This window comes from Streptococcus ruminantium (assembly GCF_003609975.1).
GTDB lineage: Bacteria > Bacillota > Bacilli > Lactobacillales > Streptococcaceae > Streptococcus > Streptococcus ruminantium.
In genome coordinates, this window is sequence record NZ_AP018400.1 from 1,748,487 (window position 1) to 1,760,740 (window position 12,254).

Consider the following 12,254-nt stretch of genomic DNA (forward strand, 5'->3'; position numbering starts at 1 on the left):
GCTATTTCCTCTTGTTTATTGCATCTGTTTTTCAAAACGGAAGAAACCTTCCGGGAATTGTTCAAGCATATTATGGTTTTCTTCTCCTAGTATCGGCTCTTGATGGAAACGATTATAGTATTCTACAACATGAAAGCCACAGCGATTGACATAGAAATGAATATTGCGTTGGTCATAATAAGGAGTAACAGTCTCCCAAATCTTAACCTGCGGGAAGGTTTGTTCCACAGCTATCCAGGCTGCAAAACCAATCCCCTTACTGTGAATGGTAGGAGTAGTAAAGAGTGTTTCCAACTCCCCTCGCTCACCTTCTATCATCAAAATCAGACCACCAACTCGCCGTCCATCCAGAATAATCCAATAAGCTTGTCCATGCTGCAACGATCTGAGAATAGTATTGCGAGCAATGACTTGCCCCTCTTCTTCAAAATAGGTATGTCTTGGACCAAATTCTTCCAAGGCACCATAATTAAAGGATTCTTGATTGGCTTTGATAAACTCTTCGTGTTCTTCAGTTTTCAAGGAAACCAAATCAACCGTCAAAATCGTTCGTGTCATCATTTTCTCCATTTTTACAATAGTAGCTCTATCTCTTTGTCAATATTTCCTCAATAACAGCAACCAGTTCGTCACGAACTTCCTTAACTGGAATTTCTGTAATAACAGAGCCCAAGAAACCGCGGATAACTAGGCGCTCTGCAGTTGCCCGATCCAAACCACGGCTCATGAGATAATACATGTCCTCTGGATCTACCTGACCGATAGAGGCTGCGTGACCCGCTGTCACCTCATTTTCATCAATAAGAAGAATCGGATTAGCATCTGAGCGCGCCTTATCCGACAGCATAAGCACACGACTTTCCTGTTGAGCATCTGCTCCCTTGGCTCCGCGAATAATATGGCCGATTCCGTTAAAGGTCAGGGTACCACTCTCTAAAATAACGCCATGTTGCAAGATATGGCCGACCGAATTGTGACCGTAATTCGTCACACGCGTATCAACACCTTGCACCTGACGACCAGATGAGAGCGCAACAACTTTGAGATTAGCGTGGCTACCGTTTCCTTTCAAATCACTGTCAAAATCTGCAACCACATTTCCTTGATTCATAAGTCCCAAGGCCCAGTCAATGCTGGCATCATTGCCCAGCAAACCACGACGCGCCATATAGGTATCCAAATGCTTACCAAGTCGATCAATGGCTGCAAATTTTATCTGACTCCCTGCCTGCGCAATCACTTCCACAATGATATTCGCAGTACTTGGAGAAGCACCATCTCCTAGACTTTCAAAACGCTCCAGATAATTTAGCTTACTATTTTTTCCAGCAATAATCAGTACGCGTTTGTTAAATGGAACAGCGCTTGTACTATCTTGATAGAACAGCGCTTCAACAGGCTGCTCAACCTCTACATTATCTGGAATATAGAGAACGGCCGTTGCATTAAAATAAGCTGTATTGTAGGCAGAAAGTCTGTGTTCATCAAAGGCAACCGCAGATCCTAGATACTTCTCAATAATATCTGGAATCACATCCATCGCCGAAGCAAAATCTGTAAAGACTACACCTTGTTCTACCAGCTCAATTGGTAATTGTTCCAAAACAGTCTGACTACCGACTTGAACCAGCTTGGGATTATCTCCAAGAGAAGTGAAATCAGGAACCGCACCAATTGCTTCGTTAACTGCTAGACTTCCATCTCCTAAGTTCCAACGGTGAAATTTAACACGTTCAACAACTGGAAAATCCAGCTCTGCGATTTTGTCAAATGCTTTAAGACGAATATCCGTCAACCAAGTTGGCTCTGCCTGTTCTAGTGAAAATTCTTTGATTCTATCTTTGGTCATCGCTTCCTCCAAAGACCTAAATGTCATCTTCTTTATAGTCAATGCCAAGTTCAGCAGCAACCTGAACATAGCCTTCTTTTTCCAAACGTTGTGCCAATTCTGGCCCACCTGAAAGCACAACACGGCCTTCCATCATGACATGGACAACATCAGGAGTGATGTAGTTGAGAAGACGTTGGTAGTGGGTGATAATCATCGCTCCAAAGCCTTCACCACGCATGGCGTTAATTCCCTTAGACACAACTTTTAGCGCATCAATATCTAGACCTGAGTCAATCTCATCAAGCAGGGCAAAAGTTGGCTCTAGCATGAGTAATTGTAAAATCTCATTGCGCTTCTTCTCACCACCTGAGAAACCTTCATTGAGATAGCGCTCTGCCATTTCTTCCTTCATATTGAGCAGTTCCATTTTTTCATCCAACTTGGTAATGAAGTCACGGACCGAAATCTTATCTTCATCTTCCTTGCCAGCGTTCATGGCTGCACGAAGAAACTCCGCATTGGTAATTCCAGGAATTTCTGATGGATACTGCATAGCGAGGAAAAGTCCCATACGAGCGCGCTCATCTACTTCCAATTCTAAAATATTGACACCATCAAAGAGGACTTCCCCTTGGGTTACCTCGTAGCTAGGATTTCCCATGATAGCTGCCGAAAGAGTTGATTTTCCCGTTCCATTCGGTCCCATAATAGCCGCAATTTCACCGGTTTTCAGAGTCAAATTGACTCCTTTAAGAATTTCTTTCCCTTCAATTTCCACATGAAGGTCTTTTATTTCTAATATCGACATGCTGTTCTCCTTTTCATTTTCTCCTTTCATATTATAACAAAAAAAGAGCCAACTGGCTCTTATCATGTTTAGAAACATTCCCATGTTCTTGTCTACTTTTTGAAGCGTTCTTTGTACTTAGCAACTCTCTCTTGCCGGTAACTGCTATTGCCGATAAAGCGCAAAAGATTAAGTAGAGGCATCCGATTGACTCCAAAAATACCGATCAATTCGCAGAGAATTTCAACTCCCAAACCCATGGTTACCAAAAGAAGAACTCCTCCAATTCGGCTAGAAACATTAAGCAAGAGTGAAGTCAGGGAAAACACGAAGGAAATCGCATAGATTACCAACACGGTCCCCCTATGGGTCAATCCCAGCGATAACAAGCGATGGTGCAAATGCATCTTATCTGCTTCATAGATTTTTTGACCCGATAATTTCCGACGAATGATGGCTACGACTGTATCTGTAATCGGCACTCCCAGAATAATCATCGGTGTCACCACAGCGACGGCTGTAGAATTTTTCAATCCTTGAAGCGATAAAACCCCAATCATAAATCCAATAAAGAGAGCACCCGTATCACCTAGAAAAATAATTGCCGGATTGTAATTGTAAGGCAAAAAACCAATAATAGCTGCTACCAAGATAAAAATAGTTAGCGTCAAAAAAATGTTACTGTCGTGTAAAAAGAAGTATGACACAATCCCCATCGTGGTCAAGGAAATAACAGATACTCCCGACACCAAACCATCTAGTCCATCAATTAAATTCACAGCATTCGTAATAGTAACAATCCATAAGACTGTCAATACAAAAGATAGCCATACAGGAAAGTGAATCAAGGGACCACCGAAAGGGAGCTTAAAACTATCAAAACGAAATTCAGTAAAAATCCAGATAAGAGCCGCAGCTACAACAATCCCTAACAGCTTAGGAACAGGCTTTAGTTCTCTGACATCATCAATATAACCTGTCGCAACAATAATACTAGAGGCTACCACAAGAGGCCAAATATAATTCAAGTAGCTTCCATGATAGCTGATATGAGCCACGATACCTGGCAAAAACCATAAAGCCGATAAAGTAAAGGCAATAAAGATTGCCAGTCCCCCCGCTGAAGGCATAGGTGCCGTGTTAATCCGACGAACATTAGGATTATCAACAGCCCCAACCCTCAGAGACAAAAAACGTACTAAAGGCGTTACAACCGCTGAGATAACCATGGTCGAAATAATAACCATTATGTACTTTAGGGCGAAGGGAATCATGCTATTGTAACCTTTCTAAGCTCTTCAATCGCTGCATGGGAGAGGAGGAGCATCCCGTGTTCTTGCAAGACAGGTCTTGCTAATTTTGTATCGTTGGAAAACTCTAACATACGTGAAAGAAGGTGCTCTGGATATTGCTTGGAACGGTTTTCTATATCAACAAGAACTGTCAGATAATAGTAACCATCCATCTTATAAAGTTCCGATTCTTCAATCGAATAGTCAACCGTACCAACAAAAATAAACAGTTCTTCAATCTTTTTGAACTCTAAAATATAGTAGATATACCGTTCTTGCTCTCCGTCCTCATCCTCTTCTGCCTGCTCAATATCTTCTAGATGGTGGACAGCAGCTACATCTGCGGCACTCTTCTCACGGACCGTCTGCTCCAAACTCTTGAAAAATTCATCTGGAGTCATGCTGGCAACATCACCAAGGTCAGACAAATCTGTAAATTCATCAAAATTCAAATTTTGATCCAAATCAGATTTGGTCACAAAAATGTCAACCCGATCAGGCTTTGGTGTCACACGGAAACTCAGCATACCACTTTCGCGGAAAGTCATCGGCAAGTCCAGCTCATCCAGAACTGTGTAGAAAAACTCTTCTGTCTTCTCCTGTGGGATAAGAAAGTCAGAAAGTTCCATGCCTCTTTCTTCCAAATCATCCAATTTGATAGTGATTTTTAAGGTAGAATCACTAATTTGCTTTACTTTCATAACCACCTCATTCAATCGTCAGTGTTCTCAAGTTTATACTCAATAAAAAGCCAAAATAGCCTAAGAAGCAAAAGCCATCTAAAACTGTTGATAATACATCACCTTGGTTTTCATAGAGCATGACTGACTATTCTCAATACTCATGCATATCTTCCACCATTATACTAAAAGCAGCCCCGAAAGACAAAAGAAAAGCAGGGAACCCTGCTCTTAAAATAAAAATGTAACAAAGGAGTAAACCAATAGGACAGCCCCCAAAACAATACGGTAATAACCAAAAACAGTAAAATCATGTTTCTTCACAAAATCAGTCAAGAAGCGAATGACAACCAGCGATACAAGATAGGCTGTCACGCTAGCTACCAATAAGAGTAATATCTGTTCAAGATTGAGTCCATTGCCATCCAAAAAATACTTAACAGCCTTCAAACCACTGTAGCCAAACATGGTTGGAATACCGAGGAAAAAAGTAAAATCAGCTGCCACCGACCGACTAGTCCCCAAGATGATAGCTCCTAGAATCGTCGCTCCTGATCGACTCGTTCCCGGAACGATACTCAAAACTTGAAAACACCCAATCAACAAGGCTGTTTTATAACTCATTTTCGCCAAGTCCTTCACTTGAGGCTCCACATCTTTATTGCGATCCTCAATCCAGATGAAAGCGACACCATAGACAATCAAGGCAATGGCAATCGGTACCATAAAATTAAAGTTCGCTTCAAACCAGTCATCCAAAGGAACTGCAATTAAGATTGACGGAATACAAGCAATGACAACTTTGGCCCATAGTTGCCAAGTTAATCGAATCTCACGCTGAGTTTTTCCAGGCTGAAAGGGATTTAATTTTCTAAAGTAAATTGTCATAACCGCTAAGATAGCTCCCAGCTGAATGACAATATTAAACATCTCTAGGAACTGTTTATTTTGATTTAGTTTCATAAATTCTTGAACTAAAATCAAATGTCCAGTAGAGGACACAGGTAACCACTCTGTAATTCCTTCAATAAGCCCTAAAAATATAGCTTTCAATAACTCTAGCAACATATAAAGCTCCTTTTCATCAATTCTCTACATTATATCATATCATAAAAAAATAACATACTCATAGTGCAAGGATATTGAAATTTGTCAGAATTTTTAATAAAATGGTGTAATAGCATTAAAAAGGAGAAATTATGAAACATAAACTCAGCATATTTCTGCTGGCACTCATTACTGTTTTTTCTATGGTAACAGAGGTTAAAGCAGATGAATACCTTCGAGTCGGTATGGAAGCAGCCTATGCTCCTTTCAACTGGACCCAAGAGGATGCCAGTAATGGTGCGGCTCCCATTGAAGGCACCAATCAATTCGCCAATGGATACGATGTCCAAGTTGCCAAAAAAATTGCTCAAGCAATGGACAAAAAATTGCTAATCGTCAAGACTAAATGGGAAGGATTGGTTCCAGCTCTTACATCTAAAAAAATTGATATGATTATCGCTGGCATGAGTCCAACCGAAGAACGCAAAAAGGAAATTGCTTTTTCAAATAGCTACTACACTTCCACTCCCACATTGGTAGTACGCTCAGATAGTCAGTACGCAAGTGCAACAAGCTTGACTGACTTTGCAGGTGCCAAAATCACTGCCCAACAGGGAGTCTATCTCTATGATTTGATTAACCAAATCAAGGGAGCAAATAAGCAAACTGCCATGGGAGATTTTTCTCAAATCCGTCAAGCCTTGGAATCCGGTATCATTGATGCCTATGTTTCCGAGCGTCCAGAAGGACGTACCGCAGAAGCTGCCAATAAAGCATTCAAAATGATTGAACTTACTGAAGGCTTTAAAACCAAGGCCGAGGATGTAACCATTGCAGTTGGTATGCGCAAAGAAGATACTCGCATCACTCAGGTCAATGAAGTACTGACCACACTATCAGAAAACGATCAAGTTTCTCTCATGGACAATATGATTGAAAACCAACCAGTTGAAGAAGCCAGCGAAGAAACACCTAGCTTTTTCTCTCAGGTTTGGAACATCGTCGTCAATAACTGGCAACAACTTCTTCGTGGTACAGGAATGACGCTCCTCATTTCAATTATCGGTACCATTGTCGGAACAGTAATTGGACTGTTAATCGGTATTTTCCGCACTGCTCCAAAGGCAACCAATAAAGCCCTAGCTGTTGGTCAAAAGCTGTTGGGCTGGATAATCAATATTTATATCGAAATTTTCCGCGGTACCCCAATGATTGTACAATCTATGGTTATCTACTATGGTACTGCCCAAGCCTTCGGTCTAAACCTTGACCGCACTCTAGCAGCCATCTTCATCGTATCCATCAATACCGGTGCTTATATGAGCGAGATTGTTCGTGGAGGCATCTTTGCTGTTGACAAGGGACAATTTGAAGCGGCAACGGCTCTTGGATTTACCCACAACCAAACCATGCGTAAAATCGTTCTTCCTCAGGTAATCCGCAACATCTTGCCAGCAACTGGTAATGAATTTGTCATCAATATTAAAGATACTTCTGTATTGAACGTCATTTCAGTTGTCGAACTCTACTTCTCAGGAAATACTGTCGCAACTCAGACCTATCAGTACTTCCAAACCTTCACAGTTATCGCTATTATTTACTTTATTTTAACCTTTACTGTAACTCGTATCCTACGTGCCATTGAAAAACGTTTGGACACTGATACTTACACAACAGGTGCCAACCAAATGCAAACGGAGGTGCTCCATGACTAATCCTGTCATCTTAGAAATCAAAAACCTCAAAAAATCCTATGGGCAGAATCAAGTCCTCAAAGGTATTTCCGTCACGGTTAAACAGGGGGAAGTCATCTCTATTATCGGTTCATCCGGTTCAGGAAAATCAACTTTCCTTCGCTCTATTAACCTATTGGAAATTCCAACTGAAGGGCAGATTCTCTACCACAACCAAGACGTTCTTGCCAAAGGCTACAATCTGACAACCTATCGCGAAAAGCTGGGTATGGTTTTCCAGTCGTTTAATCTTTTTAATAACCTTAATGTTTTAGAAAATGCCATCGTAGCACAGACCACTGTTTTAAAACGTGATCGAGCTGAAGCGGAAAAAATTGCCAAAGAAAATCTCAACAAGGTCGGCATGACAGAGCAGTATTGGACTGCTAAACCAAGCCAGTTATCAGGTGGACAAAAGCAACGTGTTGCCATTGCTCGTGCCTTATCTGTCAATCCAGAGGTAATCCTCTTTGATGAGCCAACTTCTGCCCTAGACCCAGAGATGGTCGGAGAAGTTCTCAAAACCATGCAGGACTTAGCTAAATCAGGTCTAACTATGATTATCGTTACCCATGAAATGGAATTTGCTCGGGATGTATCTGATCGTGTTATCTTCATGGATAAAGGTGTCATAGCAGAAGAAGGAAGCCCACAGCAAATCTTTGAAAACCCACAAGAGGAGCGGACACGTGAATTTCTTCAACGTTTTCTCGGATAAAAATAATTGACTTTGGAAAAGTCTGATTCTGTACTTAAAAAACGAACAAAGATTGATTTCAAAAAAGAAATCTAGTCTTTGTTCGTTTTTATATATGCAATTTTATTGAATAATAATAGATGATGCAGGATTCCTAAACTCAAAATCTTTTTGTCCCAGGCTCAATTTTTTACATTGTAACCCAAAAAGAGAGAAACCCAACCGAATCTCTCTCCATCACTACATATCCAAACAAAGCCATTCAGATTAGCTTTCAAACTTCTTGTGGTTTTTATCGTAAAAGTCAATCAACCCCAAAGCAGTAGCAAACGAAATGTTATCAATCTTAGCACGACCTTGTGCAAGTGCGATAACTGACATTTCGCGAGCGTTTGTTTCCTTACTGATGCGGTAACCTGTGATCTTCTTGTCACGAACCCAGCCGACAACTGCGGCTACTTTTTCATAACTAGTCATTAGAAACCCCTTTCCTTTTTATTCGTGCAATTTAGTATAATATAAGCAAACCTATTTTGTCAAGCAAAAGATTTAGCTTCCACCATTATTTTGCTTTTAGAGACGATAGTATCTGTGTCCTTATATCCTCAACTCCTTCTGGGCTAGCAGGAAGGAAAATAGTCTGATTACCCCCTTGTGCAAAATTATTTAGGGTATCCAAATACTGGTTAGTCAGCAAAATGGACATAATCTGTGCTTCTGATAGGCTGATGTTCGAGTCTTTCAACTCACGAATTGAATCTGCTAGCCCATCAACAATCGCCTTACGTTGTTGGGCTATACCCACGCCGTGCAGACGATCTTTTTCAGCCTCTGCTTCTGCGGCAGTAACAATCTTAATTTTATCAGCTTCTGCTAATTCTTGGGCTGCAACCCGTTTCCGCTGAGCTGCATTGATTTCGTTCATTGATTGCTTCACCTCGGCATCTGGCTCAACCTTGGTAATCAAGGTTTTAACAATAACATAACCGTAGGTTGACATTTCTTCTGCTACTTGTTTTTGTACTTCAAGGGCAATTTCATCTTTTTTCTCAAATAGTTCATCCAAAGTCAATTTAGGAACAGATGAACGCAAAGCATCTTCGATATAAGACTTGATCTGTGCTTCTGGATGCATGAGTTTGTAGTAAGCATCCGTCACATTGTTTTCATTTACTCGATACTGTGTAGCGACATTCATGGTTACAAAAACATTATCCTGTGTCTTGGTCTCAACTACAATTTCACTCTGTAACATACGCAATTGGATACGAGCCGCAATCATATCTACACCGAACGGAATTTTAAAGTTGATACCCGAAGTAGAAGTTTTCTGATATTTACCAAATCGCTCAATAATCGCAACCGTCTGTTGCTTAACAACATAAAGCCCTGAGACTAGCAACACCAAGGCAATAAACATAACAAGTAAGATAAAACCAATAATAAATAAATTAATTGACATAACAGCCTCCTAAACTAACATTTTATAAAGCGAATCATTTTCATGTAAATTGATGTACTGCGGATCAAATTCTTCCAACCGTTCGATAAACTGAGTGTAGTCAGCTTTATTCTCCAGAGCAATCCCTATCAGGACCGGACCTGTCCCTTTATTGGCACGTTTGATATATTCAAAGCGGGTAATATCATCGTTTGGACCTAAAATATCATTCACAAACTCGCGAAGGGCGCCTGGGCGTTGTGGGAAGTTGACAACAAAATAGTGCTTAATTCCTTCGTAAATGAGAGCTCGTTCTTCCATCTCCGGCATGCGGTTAATATCATTATTCCCACCCGAAATAATGCAACAAATCGTTTGCCCCTTGATTTGATCCTTGATGACGTCTAGTGCGGCAATGGTCGCTGCTCCTGCTGGTTCTGCAACAATCCCTAGTTTAGAATAGAGGTCCAGAATTGTACCGGAAATCCAGCCTTCATTCACACCAATGAGCTTGTCTACACATCTACGAGCAATTTCATAGGTTGATTTTCCGACTTTCTGGACAGCAATACCGTCCGCAAATTTATCAATTGTCGCCAACTTAACTGGACGCCCTTTATCAAAAGCAGCCTTCATAGAACGAGCCCCGCTCGCCTCTACACCGATAATCTTTATCGCAGGAGCGTGTTCCTTGAGATAGACAGAGACTCCCGAAATCAATCCACCACCACCAACAGGGACTAGGATTTGATCAAAGCTAATGCTCTGCTCTTCGGCTTCATCTAAGATTTCATAGGCGACCGTACCTTGCCCAGCCTGTACATTCTCATCATCAAAAGGATCGATGAAGTTTTTTCCGCTTTCTTTGGTGTATTCTTGCGCTGCCTGAGCAGACTCATCAAAGGTGTCACCAACAAGACGAATATCAACATAGTCACCACCGAAAAATTTTACCTGTCCAACCTTCTGCTGAGGGGTTGTAATCGGCATAAAAATAGTAGCAGGAATTTTCATCTCTTGACAAGTGTAGGCAACTCCTTGGGCATGATTTCCTGCAGAAGCACAGACGACACCTCGTACTTTTTCTTCATCCGTTCGTTGCGAAATAGCATAATAGGCTCCACGAATTTTGAAAGAACGAACCTTCTGTTCATTTTCACGTTTGATATAAATAGTAGCATCGTATTTTTCTGACAAATAGCGACTATAATCCAAAGGAGTCCGAACAACCACTTGCTTAAGAACCGAATAAGCTTGCTCTACATTTTTTGCTGTAATCATACTCACATTAAATTCTTTCTATTTTTTATTATACCAATATTTCCCAGAAAATCCTAGTATTTAGATAGTTATGTTAAATAATTGTGATAGGTATGGGAAAAAACGAATTTCCTATTGACGGTTGATTTATTTTGTCAATAAGTTAGTTTAAAAAGTTGGTCAAACCAACTCTTTTGTTCACTCTTTTGACTAGCAAAATAGGACCTCTTCAATCTGATGCCTGCTTTAAACCTACTTGCAATCTAAAAAATCCAGTCTCTTTCCTTTCTGATGACGACTTCAGTCGTTTAAAAAAGTTGACGAGTAGGAAACAAAAATATGCAGTGTCCCTATTCTTGCAGTCTTAGTTCCAAAATCTATTGATTTGACCTTCCAGAAATTCTCAACAAAAATCCCATCAAACCTTTTTAGCTATAGATTTTAAACGAGGCATCATCATCGGGACTGACAAACGGCATAGCTTTACGGAGTTCTGCGCCAACTTTTTCAATTTCGAGATTTTCTGCCTCTTTACGATAGATTTCCATACGTGGACGGCCTGCTTTATAGTCGCTGACAAATTCACTGGCAAACTTCCCTGACTGGATGTCTGCAAGGACAGCCTTCATATTTTTCTTCACTTGATCCGTAATGATACGCGGACCAGATAGGTAATCCCCAAACTCAGCAGTGTTTGAGATAGATTGGCGCATTTTCTTGAATCCTCCTTCATAAATGAGGTCAACGATAAGCTTCATTTCGTGCAACACTTCAAAGTAAGCCAATTCAGGAGCATAGCCTGCTTCTGTGAGCACCTCAAAACCTGCTTGCATAAGGGCTGTTAAGCCCCCACAAAGAACTGCTTGCTCACCGAATAAGTCTTCTTCTGTTTCCTCCTTGAAGGTCGTTTCCAAAAGACCTACACGAGCTGCACCGACACCTTTGGCCCAATCCATCGCAATATGCTTGGCATTGCCAGTCGCATTTTGGTAAACTGCGTAAAGAGCTGGAACGCCAAAACCTTCCTCAAAAGTACGACGAACCAAGTGACCTGGTCCTTTGGGTGCACACATGAAGACATCTACATCGGCTGGAACCTTAATATATCCAAAATGAATATTAAAGCCGTGAGCAAAGCCAAGGGCATTACCTGCTTGCAAGTGTGGTGCGATTTCATGCGCATAAAGATCTGCTTGAATTTCGTCCGGTGCCAGAATCATGATAACATCAGCTTGTTTAGCAGCCACTGCTACATCAAAGGTCTCAAATCCATCTTCTTTTGCTTTATCAAACGACTTCCCTGCACGAACACCGATGATAACATCGTGACCTGAATCACGCAGGTTTTGAGCATGAGCATGACCTTGCGAACCATAACCGATTACGGCGATACGTCTGCCATCAAGAGCTGCTACTGTTACATCTTTTTCATATTGCATTACTACTGTCATACATTTTCTCTTTTCTAAATCATTACTACTATTGT

The 12,254-nt window shown here is 41.0% G+C and carries 12 protein-coding genes; 2 read left to right on the top strand and 10 right to left on the bottom strand.

Annotation, left to right across the window (positions count from 1 at the left end; translation table 11 throughout):
• Positions 1 to 15: 15 nt before the first annotated feature.
• The 6 genes from SR187_RS08290 to SR187_RS08315 form a co-directional block, all read right to left on the bottom strand.
• Positions 16 to 558 (bottom strand): GNAT family N-acetyltransferase, encoded by a 543-nt coding sequence (locus tag SR187_RS08290; RefSeq protein ID WP_231996434.1) that lies wholly within the window; start codon positions 556 to 558, stop codon positions 16 to 18.
• Between the two features lie 28 nt (positions 559 to 586).
• On the bottom strand, positions 587 to 1,849 hold the full coding sequence (sufD, locus tag SR187_RS08295) for a Fe-S cluster assembly protein SufD (protein ID WP_120172176.1): 1,263 nt from the start codon (positions 1,847 to 1,849) through the stop codon (positions 587 to 589).
• Between the two features lie 16 nt (positions 1,850 to 1,865).
• Positions 1,866 to 2,639: a Fe-S cluster assembly ATPase SufC gene (gene sufC, locus SR187_RS08300; RefSeq protein ID WP_024531874.1), complete on the bottom strand. Its 774-nt coding sequence runs from the start codon at positions 2,637 to 2,639 to the stop codon at positions 1,866 to 1,868.
• A gap of 92 nt (positions 2,640 to 2,731) precedes the next feature.
• Entirely contained in the window at positions 2,732 to 3,892 is a 1,161-nt protein-coding gene (locus SR187_RS08305; protein ID WP_120172178.1) for a glycosyltransferase family 4 protein, read from the bottom strand.
• A complete protein-coding gene (gene mecA / locus SR187_RS08310; protein ID WP_024531872.1) occupies positions 3,889 to 4,611 on the bottom strand; it encodes an adaptor protein MecA in 723 nt (240 codons plus the stop codon). The genes SR187_RS08305 and mecA overlap by 4 nt, the downstream gene beginning before the upstream one ends.
• 210 nt (positions 4,612 to 4,821) lie before the next feature.
• Complete coding sequence (locus SR187_RS08315; RefSeq protein WP_024531871.1) at positions 4,822 to 5,658, bottom strand: undecaprenyl-diphosphate phosphatase; 837 nt, start codon at positions 5,656 to 5,658, stop codon at positions 4,822 to 4,824.
• Between the two features lie 131 nt (positions 5,659 to 5,789).
• On the opposite strand from SR187_RS08315, the gene SR187_RS08320 reads away from it, so the two are divergent.
• Together SR187_RS08320 and SR187_RS08325 are read left to right on the top strand one after the other, a co-directional pair.
• Positions 5,790 to 7,352, top strand: a complete 1,563-nt coding sequence (locus tag SR187_RS08320) for an ABC transporter substrate-binding protein/permease (RefSeq protein ID WP_120172179.1) — start codon at positions 5,790 to 5,792, stop codon at positions 7,350 to 7,352.
• Positions 7,345 to 8,088: an amino acid ABC transporter ATP-binding protein gene (locus tag SR187_RS08325; protein ID WP_024531869.1), complete on the top strand. Its 744-nt coding sequence runs from the start codon at positions 7,345 to 7,347 to the stop codon at positions 8,086 to 8,088. The genes SR187_RS08320 and SR187_RS08325 overlap by 8 nt, the downstream gene beginning before the upstream one ends.
• A gap of 246 nt (positions 8,089 to 8,334) precedes the next feature.
• Here the strand turns inward: SR187_RS08325 and SR187_RS08330 are convergent, their stop codons facing one another.
• The 4 genes from SR187_RS08330 to ilvC form a co-directional block, all read right to left on the bottom strand.
• Positions 8,335 to 8,544, bottom strand: coding sequence for a capsule biosynthesis transcriptional regulator (locus SR187_RS08330; protein WP_024531868.1), 210 nt, complete (start codon positions 8,542 to 8,544; stop codon positions 8,335 to 8,337).
• A gap of 85 nt (positions 8,545 to 8,629) precedes the next feature.
• Positions 8,630 to 9,529 (bottom strand): SPFH domain-containing protein, encoded by a 900-nt coding sequence (locus tag SR187_RS09930; RefSeq protein ID WP_024531867.1) that lies wholly within the window; start codon positions 9,527 to 9,529, stop codon positions 8,630 to 8,632.
• Positions 9,530 to 9,538: 9 nt separating this feature from the next.
• Positions 9,539 to 10,789: a threonine ammonia-lyase IlvA gene (gene ilvA, locus SR187_RS09935; protein WP_162496995.1), complete on the bottom strand. Its 1,251-nt coding sequence runs from the start codon at positions 10,787 to 10,789 to the stop codon at positions 9,539 to 9,541.
• A gap of 407 nt (positions 10,790 to 11,196) precedes the next feature.
• Positions 11,197 to 12,219 (bottom strand): ketol-acid reductoisomerase, encoded by a 1,023-nt coding sequence (gene ilvC, locus SR187_RS08340; protein ID WP_120172180.1) that lies wholly within the window; start codon positions 12,217 to 12,219, stop codon positions 11,197 to 11,199.
• Between the last annotated feature and the right edge of the window lie 35 nt (positions 12,220 to 12,254).

What these genes read in the sequence shown, in the direction of transcription:
- SR187_RS08290 (WP_231996434.1), bottom strand. Translation starts at nt 558, where the DNA reads ATGACACGAACGATTTTGACGGTTGATTTGGTTTCCTTGAAAACTGAA.
- sufD (WP_120172176.1), bottom strand. Translation starts at nt 1,849, where the DNA reads ATGACCAAAGATAGAATCAAAGAATTTTCACTAGAACAGGCAGAGCCA.
- sufC (WP_024531874.1), bottom strand. Translation starts at nt 2,639, where the DNA reads ATGTCGATATTAGAAATAAAAGACCTTCATGTGGAAATTGAAGGGAAA.
- SR187_RS08305 (WP_120172178.1), bottom strand. Translation starts at nt 3,892, where the DNA reads ATGATTCCCTTCGCCCTAAAGTACATAATGGTTATTATTTCGACCATG.
- mecA (WP_024531872.1), bottom strand. Translation starts at nt 4,611, where the DNA reads ATGAAAGTAAAGCAAATTAGTGATTCTACCTTAAAAATCACTATCAAA.
- SR187_RS08315 (WP_024531871.1), bottom strand. Translation starts at nt 5,658, where the DNA reads ATGTTGCTAGAGTTATTGAAAGCTATATTTTTAGGGCTTATTGAAGGA.
- SR187_RS08320 (WP_120172179.1), top strand. Translation starts at nt 5,790, where the DNA reads ATGAAACATAAACTCAGCATATTTCTGCTGGCACTCATTACTGTTTTT.
- SR187_RS08325 (WP_024531869.1), top strand. Translation starts at nt 7,345, where the DNA reads ATGACTAATCCTGTCATCTTAGAAATCAAAAACCTCAAAAAATCCTAT.
- SR187_RS08330 (WP_024531868.1), bottom strand. Translation starts at nt 8,544, where the DNA reads ATGACTAGTTATGAAAAAGTAGCCGCAGTTGTCGGCTGGGTTCGTGAC.
- SR187_RS09930 (WP_024531867.1), bottom strand. Translation starts at nt 9,529, where the DNA reads ATGTCAATTAATTTATTTATTATTGGTTTTATCTTACTTGTTATGTTT.
- ilvA (WP_162496995.1), bottom strand. Translation starts at nt 10,789, where the DNA reads ATGATTACAGCAAAAAATGTAGAGCAAGCTTATTCGGTTCTTAAGCAA.
- ilvC (WP_120172180.1), bottom strand. Translation starts at nt 12,219, where the DNA reads ATGACAGTAGTAATGCAATATGAAAAAGATGTAACAGTAGCAGCTCTT.